This is a genomic window from Actinomadura verrucosospora, from assembly GCF_039540335.1.
Taxonomy (GTDB): Bacteria; Actinomycetota; Actinomycetes; order Streptosporangiales; family Streptosporangiaceae; genus Spirillospora; species Spirillospora verrucosospora.
In genome coordinates, this window is sequence record NZ_BAABEV010000006.1 from 238049 (window position 1) to 255056 (window position 17008).

At 74.3% G+C, this 17008-nt stretch carries 14 protein-coding genes and 1 pseudogene; 11 read left to right on the plus strand and 4 right to left on the minus strand.

Going from position 1 to position 17008, the window contains the following annotated elements:
• Window positions 1–113 precede the first annotated feature (113 nt).
• Window positions 114–1559, minus strand: coding sequence for an NCS2 family permease (locus tag ABD944_RS09935; protein ID WP_345174617.1), 1446 nt, complete (start codon window positions 1557–1559; stop codon window positions 114–116).
• A 169-nt stretch (window positions 1560–1728) separates the two neighbouring features.
• Between ABD944_RS09935 and ABD944_RS09940 the strand changes: the two are divergent.
• From ABD944_RS09940 to ABD944_RS09975, 8 genes and pseudogenes are all read left to right on the plus strand, one after another.
• A pseudogene (locus tag ABD944_RS09940) lies at window positions 1729–2061 on the plus strand (PucR family transcriptional regulator); the annotation flags it as partial.
• Between the two features lie 14 nt (window positions 2062–2075).
• Window positions 2076–3374, plus strand: coding sequence for a helix-turn-helix domain-containing protein (locus ABD944_RS09945; RefSeq protein WP_345174620.1), 1299 nt, complete (start codon window positions 2076–2078; stop codon window positions 3372–3374).
• A gap of 68 nt (window positions 3375–3442) precedes the next feature.
• Entirely contained in the window at window positions 3443–4579 is a 1137-nt protein-coding gene (locus ABD944_RS09950; RefSeq protein ID WP_345174622.1) for a DUF5685 family protein, read from the plus strand.
• Window positions 4580–4689: 110 nt separating this feature from the next.
• The gene (locus tag ABD944_RS09955) at window positions 4690–5337 is read left to right on the plus strand and encodes a copper resistance CopC family protein (RefSeq protein ID WP_345174624.1); all 648 of its coding nucleotides are present in this window, start codon (window positions 4690–4692) and stop codon (window positions 5335–5337) included.
• Window positions 5330–7402, plus strand: a complete 2073-nt coding sequence (locus ABD944_RS09960; protein WP_345174626.1) for a bifunctional copper resistance protein CopD/cytochrome c oxidase assembly protein — start codon at window positions 5330–5332, stop codon at window positions 7400–7402. Before ABD944_RS09955 ends, ABD944_RS09960 begins: the two co-directional genes overlap by 8 nt.
• A gap of 58 nt (window positions 7403–7460) precedes the next feature.
• On the plus strand, window positions 7461–8693 hold the full coding sequence (locus tag ABD944_RS09965) for a sensor histidine kinase (RefSeq protein WP_345174629.1): 1233 nt from the start codon (window positions 7461–7463) through the stop codon (window positions 8691–8693).
• On the plus strand, window positions 8690–9340 hold the full coding sequence (locus ABD944_RS09970) for a response regulator (protein ID WP_345174633.1): 651 nt from the start codon (window positions 8690–8692) through the stop codon (window positions 9338–9340). The genes ABD944_RS09965 and ABD944_RS09970 overlap by 4 nt, the downstream gene beginning before the upstream one ends.
• Before the next feature lie 72 nt (window positions 9341–9412).
• The gene (locus tag ABD944_RS09975) at window positions 9413–10534 is read left to right on the plus strand and encodes a baeRF3 domain-containing protein (protein ID WP_345174635.1); all 1122 of its coding nucleotides are present in this window, start codon (window positions 9413–9415) and stop codon (window positions 10532–10534) included.
• On the opposite strand, the gene ABD944_RS09980 is transcribed toward ABD944_RS09975, so the two are convergent.
• Window positions 10528–12255: a hypothetical protein gene (locus ABD944_RS09980; protein ID WP_345174638.1), complete on the minus strand. Its 1728-nt coding sequence runs from the start codon at window positions 12253–12255 to the stop codon at window positions 10528–10530. The genes ABD944_RS09975 and ABD944_RS09980 overlap by 7 nt on opposite strands.
• A gap of 101 nt (window positions 12256–12356) precedes the next feature.
• Between ABD944_RS09980 and ABD944_RS09985 the strand changes: the two genes are divergently transcribed.
• The 3 genes from ABD944_RS09985 to ABD944_RS09995 are packed head-to-tail and all read left to right on the plus strand — an operon-like array spanning window position 12357 to window position 15033.
• Entirely contained in the window at window positions 12357–13031 is a 675-nt protein-coding gene (locus ABD944_RS09985) for a response regulator (protein WP_345174640.1), read from the plus strand.
• Window positions 13028–14512: an ATP-binding protein gene (locus tag ABD944_RS09990; protein ID WP_345174643.1), complete on the plus strand. Its 1485-nt coding sequence runs from the start codon at window positions 13028–13030 to the stop codon at window positions 14510–14512. Before ABD944_RS09985 ends, ABD944_RS09990 begins: the two co-directional genes overlap by 4 nt.
• Complete coding sequence (locus ABD944_RS09995; protein WP_345174645.1) at window positions 14509–15033, plus strand: hypothetical protein; 525 nt, start codon at window positions 14509–14511, stop codon at window positions 15031–15033. The genes ABD944_RS09990 and ABD944_RS09995 overlap by 4 nt, the downstream gene beginning before the upstream one ends.
• Here the strand turns inward: ABD944_RS09995 and ABD944_RS10000 are convergent, their stop codons facing one another.
• Window positions 15034–15750, minus strand: a complete 717-nt coding sequence (locus ABD944_RS10000; protein WP_345174646.1) for a metal-dependent hydrolase — start codon at window positions 15748–15750, stop codon at window positions 15034–15036.
• Window positions 15751–15947: 197 nt separating this feature from the next.
• Window positions 15948–17000, minus strand: a complete 1053-nt coding sequence (locus ABD944_RS10005; RefSeq protein ID WP_345174648.1) for a DNA polymerase ligase N-terminal domain-containing protein — start codon at window positions 16998–17000, stop codon at window positions 15948–15950.
• Window positions 17001–17008 lie beyond the last annotated feature (8 nt).

Sequence of the window (17008 nt, forward strand, 5' to 3'; positions counted from 1 at the left end):
TGCAACCGCCTCCGAGACCTGCAAACGGGCGAGTTCCGTCGCGGAGTGGTCACCCTGCGTCCGTGTTTCCCCGGAGTCTCCGGCGCGCGGGCGGTCGCGCGGGATCAGCGGGATCAGCCGACGCCGAGCCACTCCTCGATGGGGTGGATGGCGAAGAAGACCACGAACAGGGCGGCGACGATCCAGAGGGCGGGGGAGATCTCGCGCAGCTTCCCGCGCGTGGCCTTGATGACCACGTAGGCGACGATGCCCATCCCGAGGCCGGTGGTGATCGAGAAGGTGAAGGGCATCAGCACGATGGTGAGGAACGCCGGGATCGTGATCTCCAGGTCGTTCCAGTCGACCTTGGCGACCTGCGTCATCATCAGCGCGCCGACCACGACCAGGGCGGGCGCCGCGGCCTGCGCGGGGACGGTCGCCGCCAGCGGGGTGAGGAACAGCGTCACCGCGAACAGCGCGCCCGTGGCGATGTTGGCCAGGCCGGTCCGGGCGCCTTCGCCGACGCCCGCCGCCGACTCGACGAACACCGTGTTCGCCGACGAGCTGGTGAGCCCGCCGAACGCGGCGGACAGCCCGTCCACCGACAGGATCCGGCCGAGCCGCGGCACCTCGCCCTTCTCGCTCACCAGGCCCGCCTCGTCGCTGATGCCGAGGATCGTCCCCATCGCGTCGAAGAACCCCGACAGCACCAGCGTGAACAGCACGACCAGCGCGGTGATCACTCCCGCCCGGGCGAACCCGCCGAACAGGGAGATCTGCCCGAACAGCCCGAAGTCGGGGGCGGCGAACAGCTTCTCGGGCATGTTCGGGGTGACCACGCCCCAGCCGCCCTTCCTGACGGAGGCGTTCTCCTGGATGACCACGGCCCCGACCGTCCCGGCGACGATGCTGATCAGGATCGCGCCCGGCACCCGCCGCACGTACAGGATGATCATCAGCACCAGGGTCCCCGCGAAGACCAGCGCCGGCCACGTCTCCAGCCGGCCGCCGGTGCCGAGGGACAGCGGCGGGCTCGTGGCGCTGGAGGTGACGAACCCGGCGTCGTAGAGGCCGACCAGCGCGATGAACGCGCCGATCCCGACCGCGATCGCGTGCTTGAGCGCCAGCGGGATCGAGTTCATGATCCGCTCGCGCACCCCGGTGAGCGCCAGCAGCACGATGACCACGCCCTCGATCACCACGAGGCCCATCGCCTGCGGCCAGGTCATCACCGGCGCCGCCTGGAAGGCCACGACCGCGTTGATGCCGAGGCCCGCGGCGAGCGCCAGCGGCGCGTTCCCGACCAGGCCCATGATCACGGTGGTGACGGCGGCGGACAGCGCCGTCATCGTGGTCAGCTGCGGGATCGACAGGGTCGCGTCGTTGACGTCCTTCGCCCCGCCGAGGATGAGCGGGTTCAGCAGGATGATGTAGGCCATCGCGAAGAACGTGGTCACGCCGCCGCGCAGCTCGCGCGGGACGGTGGTGCCGCGCGCGGTGAGTTCGAACAGCCGCTCCAGCGGCCCGCGCCCGCTCGCCGGTGGTGAATCGTCGGCCGCTTCGGCCTGGGTCTTGGACATGACGGGCGCTCCGCTTTCAGCAGCATGGTGTTCGGAAACGGCGTGCACAGGGTAGCCGTCCGAGGCCCGGGTGAGGCCAGGGGGCCGCGTGAAGAGAGGGCGGCGGGACGTGATTCGCGGCCTTCGCAGCGTGACGAGGGTGATGTGCCGCCTATAGCCTGCCCTGGTGCGAATGCGAGACTCCGCCGGGGCGACCGCCCTGGACTCCTACGCGTGGCTGCTGGCGTCCGTCCCGGAGCGGACGCGCTCGTCCTTCCGCGCGCGGATGCTCGGCCCCCTGGAGGAGTACGACAGCACCAGGCAGGCCGATCTCGTGCACACGCTGGAGGTCTTCCTGTCCTGCTCGGGCTCCTGGAGCCGCACCGCGACGCGGCTGCACGTCCATGTGAACACGCTTCGGTACCGAATCCGGCGAATCGAGGACCTCACCGGCCGGGACCTCGGCAGACTTGAAGACCGAGTCGACTTCTTCCTCGCCCTGCGCGCGGCGAGCACCTTGTAGGCGGTGGTCAAACGATGGATCGGGAGACACTGGGGCAGCGCATTCGCGCCCTGCGGATCCGGCAGGGCGTGAGCCAGGCGCAGCTCGCCTTCCCCGAGCTGTCCGACAGTTACATCTCGCTGATCGAGAGCGACAAGCGGGTTCCGGCGCCGAGCGTCGTCGACCTGCTGGCGGCGAAGCTGAACTGCTCGGCGACCTATCTCGTCAGCGGCGTCAGCGAAGACGTCGTGGACGAGCTGCGCGTCACCCTCGACTACGCCGAGATCGCGCTCAGCAACGGCGCGGCGGCCGAGGCGCGGACCCGGTTCGCCGAGGTGCTCGCGAGCGCCGACGCGGTCGCCCTCCCCGAGATGCTGCACCAGGCCCGCTGGGGCCACGCGCTCGCGCTGGAGGCCGCGGGCGAGCTGGAGGAGGCGATCGCCGAGCTGACGGCGCTGACCGGGCAGGCGTCCGCCGAGGCCGACCTCGACCACTGGGCCAAGGTGCACGTCGCGCTGAGCCGCTGCCTGCGCGAGCGCGGCGACATCAGCGCGGGCGTGGAGGCCGCCGAGACCGCGCTGCGGCACCTCGTCGCCACCGGCGCCGACTCCACCGACGCCGCCGTGGACCTCGGCGCGGCGCTGCTGTCGGCGTTCATCGAGCGCGGCGACCTCGTCCGGGCCCGCCAGCTCGCCGCCCAGCTCGTCGAGCGCGCCGAGCGGATCGGCAGCCCCCGCGCCCGCATGGTCGCCTACTGGGAGGCCGCCTACGTCGCGGAGATCCGCGGCGAGTACGACGAGGGCGTCGCGCTCGCCGAGCGGGCCCTGATGCTGGCCGGCGACGGCGAGGACCCCCGCAACCTCAACCGGCTCCGCGTCATCTACGCGGGGCTGCTGCTGCGGGCCAAGCCCGACCAGGCCGACCGCGCGCGCGAGCTGCTCGCCCGGGTGCGCGGCGAGATCAGCGCCAGCTCCTCCGGCGAGATCGACGTGGCCTGGTGCCTGACCGAGCTTGCCCGCGCGGAGACCGCGCTCGGCCGTCCCGCCGAGGCGGTGGCGCTCGCCGAGGAGGCCCTGGACCTGCTCGGGGACGCCCCGCGCCGCGCCACCGCCGGGGCGCTGACCGTGCTCGGCGAGGCCTCGGTGCGGCTCGGCCGGCACGACCGCGCGGTCGAGGTGCTGACCCGGGCCGCGACCTGCCTGGAGGAGATGGAGTCCTCCCGGGAGGCCGCGCAGGCGTGGTTCGACCTCGCCGAGGTGCTGGCCGGGACGGGGACCTGCGACGGGCCCCGGATGGCCGCCTACCGCCGCGCCCTGACCTGCGTGGGGGTCTGATCGGACCGTTCCGGCCGAACCGTTTCGCGTGCCGCCGCGTCCATGAATAATGCTGCGGTCGGCGTGAGATGGGGGAGTTAGTCGTGTTCGGTGTTGTCAGACCTTGCCGTCATGTTCTGTGCGGGTCGCTGTTCAAGGACTGGATGGCCCACCTGTGCGGGCTGTGCCTGACGCTGCGGGCCGAGCACGGCCAGGCCTCCCGGCTCGTCACCAACTACGACGGGCTGCTCGTGTCGGTGCTGGTGGAGGCGCAGGCTCCGGAGCTGTCGCCGCGCCGTAAGGCCGGACCGTGCGCCCTGCGCGGGATGAAGACGGCCGAGGTCGTCACGGCGCGGGCGCAGGGCGCGCAGCTCGCCGCGGCCGCGTCCCTGCTGCTCGCCGCCGGCAAGACGCGCGACCACGTGGCCGACGGCGACGGGCCCTACGCGCGCCGGCTCGACCTGGCCGCGGCCGGGCGGATCGCCGACCTGTGGGACGCCGCGGGCGGCCGCACGGGCGCCGCCGTCGGGTTCGACCCCGCGGTGCTGCGCGACGCCGTCGCCCGGCAGCCGCTCCTGGAGGCGGCCCCCGGCCTCGGGCTGCTGGACCTGACCGAGCCGACCGAGACGGCCGTCGCCGCGGTGTTCGCGCACACGGCCGTCCTCGCGGGCCGGGAGGGCAACGCCGAGACGCTCGCCGAGGCGGGCCGCTTCTTCGGGCGCCTCGCCCACCTCATCGACGCCGTCGAGGACCTCGCCGAGGACGAGGAGGCCGGCGCGTACAACCCGCTCCTGGCGACCGGCACCACCCTCGACGAGGCCCGCCGGCACGCCGACGGCGCGCTGCACGGGCTGCGGCTCGCGCTCGCCGAGCTGGAGCTGGAGAGGCCGCGCCTCGTCCGGGCCCTGCTGGACCGCGAGGCGGGCCGCTCGGTCGAGCGCGCCTTCGCCGCTCCGGCGGAGCTGTCCAGGCGGGGGCCGCGGCCGCCGCGCCCCGGCTGGCCGGTCCCGTGCTTCACCGGAACGCTGGTCTGCGCCACCTGCGGGATCTTCCAGCCCGAGTGGAGCGACCACCACGGCGACTCGTGCGACGACCGCTGCTGGTGCACCCGGCACCTCGACGGCTGCGACGGCGGCGGCTGCGACGGGAGCTGCTGCGACTGCTGCAACTGCTGTGACTGCTGCGACTCGTGCGACTGCTGCGACTGCGACTGCGGGTGCAACTGACCGGCGCCGTTCCTCCCGGGCCGCGCCGTCGCGCGACCCGGGACGTGCCATGGCGGAGGGCTCAGTAGGGTAGACGGAGCCCTTCGACTCACTAGAGAACCCGGCCCTCCATGAACATGCTCAAGTCCCGCCGGCCCCTGCGCCGCCTCGGCCTGATCGCCGCCGCCGCGCTCGCCTTCGGCGCCTTCACCGCGCCCCCCGCGATGGCGCACACGAAGCTGGTCGGCAGCACGCCCGAGAAGGGCAGGTCCGCGGACGCGGTCACCGAGGTGACGCTGGTCTTCAGTGACGAGATCAGCCTGGCGAAGGTCGTCGTCAGCGACGGGAACAAGAAGGAGTTCCAGGCGGGTGCCGCCGAGCGCGCCGGGACCAAGGTCACGCAGAAGCTGTCCGGTCCGCTGCCCGCCGGCTCCTACACGGTCGCCTACCGGGTCGTCGGCGAGGACGGGCACCCGATCGAGGGCAACGACCTGACGTTCAGCGTGACCGGGGACGGCGCCGCGGGCGCCCCGCCGGCCGCCTCGTCCGCGCCCACCGCGGGCGGGGTCGGCGCCGAGGAGCAGACGGGCCCGGCCGCCAACTCCGACGAGCGGCCGCTCAAGGCCGACCAGGAGAACGACGCGGCCGAGGAGGACTCCGGCTCGGGGATGCTCCTGTGGGTGCTGATCATCGGAGGCCTGCTCGTCGGCGTCGGCATCGGCGTGGGCATCGTGTTCCGCGCCAAGCGCAAGCACCAGGCGGCCACCGGCGGTGAATAAGGCGAGCCTGGCCGTCTGGCGGGCGGGGGCGGCCGCCCTGGCCGCGTGCGCCGTCCTGCTGGTGGCCGGGCTCGTCCTCGGCGGCTCGGTCACCGAGAAGGTCATTCCCGGCCTCGGCGACGCGGGCGCCCTCACCCGGTGGGGGCTTCCGGTCTCCCGGGCGGCGATGGACCTGCTGTCCGCGCTGACCGTCGGCGCGCTGCTGGCCGCGGCCGCGTTCCTGCCCGTCGAGGGCGGGCGGGCCGCGCCCCGGCTGTCGGGGGACGCCCTCGGCTACCTGAACGCCGCCTCCTGGATCGCCGCCGCCTGGGCCGCCGCCGCCGCGGCCACGCTGGTGTTCACCGTCGCGGACGTGCTCGGCCAGCCGGTCGGCGACGTCCTCACCGGCAGCGAGCTGAGCAGTTACGTCGGCTCGCTGCCGCAGGGCACCGCCCTCATGGTCGTGGTGCTGCTGGCCGTCGTGGTGGCGCTTCTGGCCCGCACCACCACCACGCCCGCCGCCGCGTTCGGGCTGCTCGCCCTGGCCGGGATCGCCCTGCTGCCCGCGCCGCTCACCGGGCACTCGGCCTCGGCCGCCAACCACTCCACCGCGACGACCGGCGTCGCCCTGCACGTCGCCGCCGTCGCCCCGTGGGTCGGCGGGCTCGCCGTCGTCGCCGCCCACGCGCTGCTGCGCCGCGACCGGCTCCCGCTCGTCGCGGAGCGGTTCAGCCGCATGGCCCTGTGGTGCTACGTCGTCGTCGGAGCCAGCGGCCTGGTGAACGTGATCGCCCGGCTGCCGGATCCGCGGGAGATGGTCGGGACCGACTACGGACGGCTCGCGCTCGGCAAGATCATCGCGTTCTGCGTGCTCGGCTGGTTCGGCTGGTGGCACCGGACGCGGACGCTGCCCGCGGTGGCGGACGGCAGGCCGGGGGCGTTCGCCCGGTTCGCGTCCGTCGAGGCCGCGGTGATGGGCGCCACCATGGGGCTGGCCGTCGCGCTGGCCCGGACCGCGCCGCCCGCCCCGGCCGAGTCGGAGTCCGCGGTCAAGTCGCTGCTCGGCTACGACATGCCCCCGCACGTGACCCCCGTCCGGCTGCTGACGCTGGGGCAGTTCGACCTGTTCTTCGCCGCCCTCATCGTCGTCCTCGGGGGCCTCTACCTCGCCGCGGTCGTCCGGCTGCGGCGGCGCGGCGACTCCTGGCCCTGGGGGCGCACCGCGTCCTGGCTGATCGGGCTCCTGACGATCGCGGCCGTCACCCAGACCGGCGTCGCCAGGTACGCGCCGATCCTGTTCAGCGTCCACATGGCGCAGCACATGGTGCTGAACATGCTGACGCCGATCTTCCTGGTCGTCGGCGCGCCGGTGACGCTGGCGCTGCGGGCGCTCAGGCCCGCCCGCGTGCGCGGCGACCGCGGCCCGCGCGAGTGGCTCACCGCCGTGCTGCACAGCCGGTACCTCGCGGTGATCGCCCATCCCGCGGTCGCGACGCTCGTCTTCGTGGTGAGCACGTTCGTCCTGTACTTCACGCCGCTGTTCGAGGCCGCGATGCGCAACCATCTCGGCCACGTCGCGATGACGGTCCACTTCCTGGCCAGCGGCTCCCTGTTCTTCTGGGTGCTGCTCGGCGTCGACCCGGCGCCGCGGAAGCTGCCGTATCCGGCCCGCCTGCTGCTGCTGTTCGTCACGATGCCGTTCCACGCGTTCTTCGGCATCGCCCTGATGAACATGAGCCAGGCGCTCGCCCGCGGCTGGTACACCTCCGTCGACCCGCCGTGGGGCACCACGATCCTGCACGACCAGCACACCGGCGGCGCCATCGCGTGGGGCTTCGGCGAGGTGCCGACGTTCATCGTCCTGATCGTGCTGGCCTTCCAGTGGTACGTCCACGACCAGCGGCAGGCGCGGCGCATGGACCGCAAGGCCGACCGGGCCGCGAAGGCCGGGGGGCGTCCCGAGGACGACGAGCTCGCCGCCTACAACGCGCGCCTAGCCAAGCTCGCCGAGCGCGACCGCGCCTCCGGCGGGACCGCCGGGGAGGGCGCCGCCGGAGAGGCCGCCGGAGAGAAGGACAACGCGTGAGCGCGGCCTCCCCCGCGCGGGGGAGTGGCCGGGCCGCCGGTTCTGTCAGGATCAGGGCGTGCTCCGTGTGCTCCGCCCGCTGATCGAGCGGACGACCTGGCGGCGCTGGTCCCACCTCGTCGTGGGCGGCGCGCTGCTGATGCCGTACTGGTTCCTGGCGATCAGCATGACCCCGCTGGTGCCGATGGGCAACAGCCTGGTCAAGGGCGTGCTGATGCTGGTCGTCATGCCGGCGGCCGCGACGTTCGTCACCGGGCTCGTGCCGACGGTGCGGCTGCTGGAGAGCTCCCTGGCCAAGGAGCTGCTCGGTGGGCCCGCCACCGGGCTCGTGCCCGGTTCCGCGGGCTCCTGGGAGAGCCGCGGCCGCACCGCCGCGTGGTTCACGCTGCACCTCGGCACGGGCGTCGTGGTCAGCGGGCTGAGCCTGGTCCTCCCCCCGGCCGCCGTCGTGATGCTCATCGCGCCGGCGGTGAGCTGGGACACCCGGTTCCTGCAGTCCTGGGGCTGGCAGGACGCCTGGCACCAGTGGCCCGCGCCGCTGATCGGGCTGGGGTCGCTGGTCCTGCTGCTCGCACTGATCGTGGGGGCGGGCGCGCTGCTGGCCCGGCTGGCGCCGGTGTTCCTCGGGCCGTCCGCCGCCGAGCGGTTGGAGGGGATGCGGGCCGAGGCCGTCAGGCTCGCCGAGCGCAACCGGCTGGCGAGGGAGCTGCACGACTCGGTGGGGCACGCGCTCAGCGTGGTGACCCTGCAGGCGGGGGCGGCCGGGCGGGTGCTGGACAGCGACCCGGAGTTCGCCCGCGAGGCGCTCGCCGCGATCGAGGACTCGGCCCGCGCCGCGCTGGAGGACCTCGACCACGTGCTCGGGCTGCTGCGCGACGACCGGTCCCGTCCCGCCCCGCAGGCCACGCTGAAGGACCTCGGACGGCTGCTGGAGCAGACGCGGATCGCCGGGGTGGCGCTGGACGCCGAGGTGGACCCGGAGGTGGAGCACGTCCCGGCGGCGGTGTCGCGGGAGGCGTACCGGATCGTCCAGGAGGGCCTGACGAACGCCCTGCGGCACGCGGGGAAGGTGCCCGTGCGGCTGCGGCTCGGCACCGACGGGGAACGGCTGGAGGTCGAGATGACCAATCCGCTCGGCGCGACCCGCGGCGAGGGCGCGGGGCACGGCGGCGGCCGCGGCCTCGGCGGGGTCCGCGAGCGCGTCACCGTGCTGCGCGGCGACATGAGCGCCGGGGCCGACGGCGATCGGTGGCGGTTCCGCGTCTCGCTGCCGCTAAGGTCCGGATCATGACGATCAAGGTGCTGCTGGTCGACGACGAGCGGCTGATCCGGGCCGGGCTCGCCGCCATCATCGACGCGGAGGACGATCTGGCCGTCGTCGGCGAGGCGTCCGACGGGACCGAGGTGCCGGGCGAGGTGCGGCGGCTGCGCCCCGACGTCGTGCTGATGGACGTGCGGATGCCGCGGCTCGACGGCATCCAGGCGACCCGCCACATCCTCGCCACCGTGCCGGAGCCGCCGCGGATCATCGTCGTCACCACGTTCGAGAACGACGAGTACGTCTACGACGCGCTGAAGGCGGGCGCCAACGGCTTCCTGCTCAAGCGAACGCGGCCGGAGGAGATCCTGCAGGCGATCCGGATGGTCGCGCACGGCGAGAGCCTGCTGTTCCCGGCGGCGATCCGGGAGCTGGCCGGGCGGCACGGGCCGTCCGGCGGCGGGGGCGCGGCCTGGCACGGCCGGCTGACCGAGCGGGAGGGGGACGTGCTGCGGCTGATGGCCAAGGGCCACTCGAACGCGGAGATCGCCGGTGAGCTCTTCGTGAGCCCGCAGACGGTGAAGACGCACGTCGGGAACATCCTCGCCAAGATGCAGGCCCGCGACCGGACCCAGGCAGTGATCTTCGCCTACGAGACGGCCTTCATCACGCCGGGCTGACGTCCCGGCCCGCAAATCGGACAGGCCTTACACCTCATTTACCGACAGGTCGCTACAAAAGAGACAGAAAGGATGAAGAGCGACGATCGGGGGATCATGGACGCCGTCACCCTGTCCGGGCTGCGCAAGCCGAGGCCGTATCCCGCGGTGTCGGTGCTGATGCCGACGCACCGCTCCGCCCGGGACGGCCGGCAGGACCGCATCCGGCTGCGGAACCTGCTGGGCGAGGTGCGCCGCCGCCTCCACGACGACCCCAGGGTGGAGTCCGACGCCGCCGACGACGTCGTCCGGGGCCTGGAGCGCGCTGCGGGCGAGGTCGACCCGCGGCACGGCTCCGACGCGCTGGTCCTGTTCGCCGCCCCGCACGGCGAGCACCACGCGTTCGCCATCGGCCAGCCCGTGGACGAGCGGGTGGTCGTCGACACCGGCTTCGCCACCCGCGACCTCGTGGCCGACTTCACCCGCACGCCGCGCTACTGGCTGCTGTCGCTGTCGGACCATCGGACGCGGCTGTGGAGCGGACTCGGCGCGGAGCTGACCGAGTACGCCCGCGGCGGCTTCCCCGTGGAGCCCGAGCCGATCGACGAGGCGAGCGCCGGACGGCAGGCGCGGCGGGCCGCGCAGGGCGGCGAGGGCGAGCGCCGCCGCCAGACCATGCGGGACGTGGCGGCCGACCTCGAACGCGTCCTCGCGCGGGACCGGCGTCCGCTGATCGTCGCCGGCGTCACCCGGCACCAGGCGGTCTTCGACGAGGTGGCGGGGCCGCACGTCACCGTGGCGGGACGCGTCGACGGCAGCTTCGAGGGCGCCTCGCCGAGCGCGCTCGCCGAGGCCGCCCGGCCCGCGCTCGCCGCCTACGAGGACCTCCGCGAGGTCGGCGTGCTGTCGGAGCTGGAGGCGGCGCGCAGCATCCAGCGGTACGCGGGCGGGCTGTGCGAGGTGACGGAGCTGGTGGAGGAGGGCCGCGGCGAGCACCTGGTCGTCGAGCGCGGCTACTACGCGCCCGCGGTGCGGACCAAGGGCGAGCTGATCCCGGTGGAGGGCATGCCCGGTGTGCTCAAGGGCGCGGACGTGGTCGACGACGTCGTCGACCACGTCATCGAGACGGTGCTGGAGTACGGCGGCGAGGTCACCTTCGTCTCGGACGGCTTCCTCATCGACCACGACCGGATCGCGCTGGTGACGCGTTACTGACCCGGGCCCGCGCAGGACGGGTCGTGCCAGGCCGCCCACGACACCGACCAGAACCGTCCCGCGTGCGGCCGCCAGCCCGCCGGATGGGCGGGCCAGGACGCCTCGGGCGGCGTCCCGTCCGGGAGGGGCACCACGACCGTGCACACGCCCGGCGCGGGCGGCCGTCCGGCGCGGGTGTCGAACGTGCCGATGCGCGTCCACCACACGGGGTACATCAGCGCGGTCCTGACCGCCCAGTGGAGCGACGCGTCCGTGACGACCCCGCCTGAGGCCGGGCCGGGGAGCGGGGACTCGGCGGGGACGCGCCGGGTGTGCGGCCCCATCGCGAACGTCAGCGCCGCGAGGTTCACCCCGGCGATCGCGACGGCCGCCACGGCCGCCGTCCTCGGCCTGGTCAGCACGAGCAGGCCGCCGAGCAGGGCGAGGGCGGCGAAGGTCGCCTCGTGCAGGTGCAGCGCGCCACGGTCGGCGGTCAGGAACGTGACCTCGGGGAAGTCGAAGCCGATGAAGACGTGGGTGCGGAGCCGCTCGCCCGCGTAGGCGGTGACCCACAGCGCGGCTCCCTCCAGCAGGAGGGCGCTCGCCGCCGCCACCCGGATCGCCGGGCCCGCGCTGAGGCGCCCGAGCGCCGCGGCCCCGGCGAGGGCGTAGACCAGCGCCACGCACGCCAGGTAGCGGCCGTAGGCGAAGTTGCCCACGCGGTGCTCGTCCGGCAGCGCGGCCGAGGACGCGCAGGCGATGCCGCAGGTGGCGGCGAGCAGCACGCCCGCCATGATCCTGTCCGCGGCTGGAGTCCGCCGCCGCGCGAGGACCGCGGCGACGGCCACCAGCCCGGCCCCCGCCAGGCCCCAGGTGGAGACGATCAGGTACCAGAGCTGCCCCGCCGCGCCCGACAGCGCCCACTCCTGCCCCGGGACCGTGGTCAGCCGGGACGTCAGGATCCCGGCGAGGTCCCGCGTGCCGCGCGGATACAGCTCGGCGCGGACGTGCGCGTTCAGCGCCGCGCCCGCCGCGTAGCCGGCGAGCGCGGCCGCGCCCCCGGCCAGCGCGGCGCGGGCCTTCCGGCGCCCGGGCAGAGCCATGACCACCAGGGCGGCGGCGTGGACGGCGAGCAGGATCGTTCCCCGGGTGTGCACGGCCGCCGTGAAGGACGCGACCAGGCTCGCGAGGACGGCGTCCCCGGCCCGGCCGTTCCGGACGAACCGGTCCAGCGCCAGCAGCCAGGCCAGGACGAGCGCCGGCAGGACGGCGTCCGCGAGAGCGAAGGCGCCGAAGAAGGTCGTCGCGGGCAGCAGCGCCGCCGCGAACGCCAGCGGCAGGGCGGACCGGCGGGCCAGCCCGAGGCGGCGGGCCGCCGCGTACCCGAGGGGGAACAGGGCCGCTCCCAGCACCGCGTTGATCGCGATCACGGTCGTGTAGACCGTGGCGGGGGAGTGGGAGAACCAGAAGGCCGGGGTGAGCAGGAGCGGGTATCCGCCCTGGTAGAAGGTGTTCCCGGACAGGTCCCCGCCCGGCCCGCCGGCCAGCAGGCGGGCGGCGAGCAGGTAGCCGGTCTCGTCCGGGTTCGCGGCCGGGCCCGTCCGCGACCAGGCGAACCACAGCCGGACCGCCGCCTGCGCGAGCACGCCCGCCGCGAGCAGCCAGGGCAGGGCGCGCGGCCGGCGGGGGCCCGGCGGGGCGGGCGGCGCTTGACGGCGGGGCGGGAGCAGCACGAGCGACATGCGCTCCACGGTTCCGCCGGACCGTCATGGTCTCGTGCCGAAGATGTCCGGATCTTGTGACACATCCCGTTCGCTGATCGCGCACGGCCGATAATGACCGGGTGGCGAGCATTCTGTTCATCGAGGATGATCCGTCCGCCCGGACGGCGCTGGAGCTGGCGCTGACCCGCCAGGGGCACGGGGTGACGTCCCGGGCCACCGGCGAGGACGGCCTGGAGGCGCTGCGGGCGCGCCGTCCCGAGATCGCGATCCTGGACGTGATGCTGCCCGGCATCGACGGCATCGAGGTGTGCCGCCGGATCCGCCGGGACGACCCGCTGCCGGTGATCCTGCTGACCGCGCGGGGCGACGACCTCGACGTCGTCCTCGGACTGGAGGCGGGCGCCGACGACTACGTGGTGAAACCCGTCGAGCCGCGGGTCCTGGACGCCCGGATCCGCGCGGTCCTGCGCCGCGCCGACCAGACTCGCCTGGACCGGTCCGTCTACGGCGACCTCGTCGTCGACCGGTCCTCCCTGAAGGTCACCAAGGGCGGCGCCGACCTGCGCCTCACCCCGACCGAGCTGAGGCTCCTGCTGGAGCTGACGCGCCGCCCGGGTCAGGCCCTCACCCGCCAGCACCTGCTGGCCGAGGTGTGGGAGCACACCTACCCCGGCGACTCGCGGCTCGTGGACGCCTGCGTCCAGCGGGTCCGCGCCAAGATCGAGGACGAGCCGGCCGAGCCGCGGCTGATCGAGACGGTCCGGGGCTTCGGCTACCGGTTCACCGCGCCGTGAGGAGCCTCCTCCGGTTCGTCGCGCCCGGGATGCGGCGCCTGCGGTTCACCGGGCTGCGGGTGCGGCTCGCGGCCGCGTTCACCGCGGTCGCGCTGCTGGCGTCCGTGCTCGCCTCCGGCATCTCCTACGTGCTGCTGCGGCGGGTGATGCTGCAGCGCGCCCAGGACGCGGTGATCAACGACGTCCGCACCACCCTCGCCCAGCACGTCCCGCCCGACCTGCCGCCCGACACCGAACCGCTGGTGTCCGCGGCGTTGGTGGACGCGCTGGGCTCGGCGCGGGGGCGCCGGGCGGTCGCGGTGCCGGTGCGCCCCGACAGGGCCGGGCTCCCGGCGCCGGACGCCCTGGACGTCCCGGTGACCGCCGAGTTCGCCCGGCGCGCGGCGCGGGGCGTCGTCTTCCAGCGCGTCGAGTGGCACGGCACGCCCTACCTGCTCGTGGGCGCCCGCGTCGCCGGAGTCCGGACGTCGCCGGAGGAGCCGTGGCGCACGACGCCGCCGATGGTGTTCGTCTCCGCGAGCCTGCGCCGGGAGGCCGCCGACCTGTGGCTGTTCACCCGCACCCTGCTGATCGCGGACGCCGCGGCCCTGGCGGCCGCGCTCGTCCTCGCGCTGCTGGCCACCGGGGGCGTGCTGCGTCCCGTGCGCCGCCTCGGCGCCGCCGCCCGCGCGCTCGGCGAGGGAAGGCTGGACACCCGCGTCCGGGTGCAGGGCCGCGACGAGCTGGCCGACCTCGCCTCCACCTTCAACCGCACCGCGGAGGCGCTGGAGCGGACGGTGACGGAGCTGCGCGCGATGGAGGCCGCGTCCCGCCGGTTCGTCGCCGACGTCTCCCACGAGCTGCGCACCCCGCTCACCTCGATGATCGCCATGACGGACGTGCTGGCCGAGGAGGCCGCCGAGGGCGGCGGGGGCGACGCGGCCACCCGGCTCGTCGCGGACGAGACCCGGCGGCTCGGCGCGCTCGTGGAGCACCTGATCGAGATCAGCCGGTTCGACGCGGGCGCCGCCGCCCTCGTCCTGGACGACGTGAACGTGGCCGACGCGGTCGGCGCGACCCTGAAGGCGCGCGGCTGGCAGGAGGAGGTGGCCGTGGAGGGCCCCGCCGACCTGTTCGTCCGGCTGGACCCGCGCCGGTTCGACGTCATCGTCGCCAACCTCGCCGGGAACGCCCTCAAGCACGGGCGCCCGCCCGTCTCGCTGCGCTTCGGCCGTCCGGAGCGGGAGGACGCGGGCGGAGTGCGGGTCGTGGTCGCCGACCGCGGACCCGGCCTTCCGCCCGACGTGGCCGCGGTGGTCTTCGACCGGTTCGTCAAGGCGGAGGCGGCCCGCTCGCGCAGCGAGGGCAGCGGCCTCGGCCTGTCGATCGCCAGGGAGAACGCCCTGCTCCACGGCGGCACGCTGGAGGCCGCCAACGGGCCGGAGGGCGGCGCGGTGTTCACCCTGTGGCTGCCCGACGCGGAAGGGGACGAGCGCCCATGAGGCGGGCGGACCGGACGCGTGCGCTCCTGGCGGCGGCGGCCTGCGCCGCCCTGACCGGCTGCGGGATCCAGCCGACCGGGATCATCAGCGCGGGGGACCAGCCGCTCGCTCAGGCGTACGCCGCCACGATCACCCTCTACCTCGTGCGGGACGGCAGGCTGGTGCAGGTGACGAGGCCCGGCCTGCCCGGCGAGCCGCACCTGGGCATCAAGCAGCTGAGCGTGCCGCCGACCGGGAACGAGCGGGCCATGGGGCTGCGCACCGACGTCCGCGAGGAACTCGAGGCGTACTCGGTCGAGGACGTCTCCAAGCCGGTGAGCCGTCCCACCCAGCTGGTCGTGCGGCCGGTCCGCCAGGCGGTCGCGGCGAAGACATGGTCGCGGACGGCCAAGGCCCAGATCGCGTGCACCGCGCAGGCCGTCCAGGGCATCCGGCGCGTCAGCCTGTGGAGCACGCTGAACCTGACCAAGAACCGATGGGAGGTCCTGACCTGCGACCAGTTCGCCGACATGATCGAATGATCAGCCGCGCGTCAGCCACTGGGCGGTGATGTCGCCGAGCACGGACCGGACGGTCAGGATGGCGATCCCGAGGATCAGGACCGGCATCACCACCCACCGCTCCACCTTGCCGTCCGTCCGGGGGATGACGGGGACGTCGATACGCCACGGCAGCGGCCAGAACACCGGGCAGCCCCGCGGTGTCAGGCAGTCACCGGCGACGTGGGCCAGGCAGCCGAGCGTCACCGCGAACCCGACGAAGCTCATGTCGATGTTGTGCATGAGCCAGACCGCGATCAGGGCCAGCGCGCAGTCCGCCAGCGCCGACTGCGGCTCGGCGCCCTCGAAGTCCAGGCCGACGCCGCGCAGCCCGAGCCCCACGATCATGAACAGGCAGGCCCACCAGGCCCAGATGAAGTGGGTGGCGAGGGTGTCCATCGCCCAGCCGATGCCGACCGCGAACAGGATCGAGTGGGTCGCCTGCCGGTGCCCGCCCGACAGCTTCCCGATCCACTTGCACATGTGGTTCGTGATCGGCCCGAAGGTGTTGGCGATCCGGCCGTTGTGGTGGTCGATGTCGGGCAGGATCGCGGCGCCGGCGCACACCACGGCGCCCGCCATGATCTGCTCCGGCGACAGCGTCACCGCGTGCTCGCCGAGCAGCCGCTCCTGCCCGAGGATCGGGACGGCGCCCAGCCAAGCCAGCGCGCCGCTCAGGGCATGCGTCTTGCCCATCATGTGCCGTTCCCCCGCCTTCCAGCGCGTATCGCCGCCCGTCTCAGGGCGGGACTCTAAACCGCTCCTGATCGTTTTCAGCGAAGACGCGCCGAACGGGGCGTCACGTCCTTTTGATGCCCGGAGGCGCCCGCCGGTTCCGCCCGGGGCGCGGGCTCTCTCCGCGCTTCCCGAAGCGGATCAGCGAGCCCGCGGGCGGGTCAGCGCCGCTTCCTCGGACGGGACGGGACGAGACGCCACGCGCCGGACTCCTCGCCCGGCTCGTAGGGGGAGTCCAGGCGCTTGGCGACGACGCCGGGCAGCCCCTGGTCGCGCGCCGCCTGCAGGACGGCGCCGCCGTCGCCGGGGAACCAGGGGGCCGTCTGCCACCGGGGGCCCGCCAGGCCGAGGTCGTCGAGCCGCTCCCGCCGCTCCCGGTAGGGGACGTCCAGCAGCGGGTGCCCGTCCAGATGCGGGACGTCGTAGATCATGTAGGTCTCGCGGCCGTCGAGGACGGCCAGTTCCCCGTCCAGGAGGGCGGGCCGGACGCCGAGCTGCGCCCCGAGCCGGGAGCCGAGCCCGCCGGGGCCGTCCACGGGGCGGCCGCGCCCGTCGGTGAACCGGGTCCGGCCGCCCTCGACGTAGGCGGCCAGCCGCTCGCCGCCCCACGCGAACTCGAACCCCCAGGCGTCCGCGTCGCGGGGCAGGCGGGCCCGCTCCTGCGGCCGCATCGGGCGCAGCGACTCCGGCAGGGGCTCGGCGTCCGGGTCCGCGGGCGGGTCCATCCGGTGGATCATCCAGTTCCTGCCGCGCGTCCTGAACAGCACGTAGCGGCCGGACACGCGCGAGCCGTGGATGACGACCTTCACCTCGCGCTCGGACCACTTCTCCGTCTCGTAGGTCCCGCGGTCCCAGATCGTCATCTTCCCCGCGCCGTACTCGCCGGGCGGGATCTCCCCCTCGAAGGCGGCGTACTCCAGCGGATGGTCCTCGGTGTGGACCGCCAGGTGGTTGGTCTCCGGGCTCCACGGCAGGCCCTTGGGCACCGCCCATGACACGAGCACGCCGTCGCGTTCGAGCCGCAGGTCCCAGTGCAGGCTGGTCGCGTGGTGCTCCTGGACGACGAACGTGTCGTCGTTCCCGCGCGGGAGCGCCTCGTCGCCGGGCACGGGCTCCGGCGTCCGTCCGGCATCGCGCCTGCCCCGGTACTCGGCGAGCCGGTCGCCCTCACGGGCGGGGGGAGCGGCGTCCTTCTCGGGCTTCTTCGGCGTCACGCCCGCTG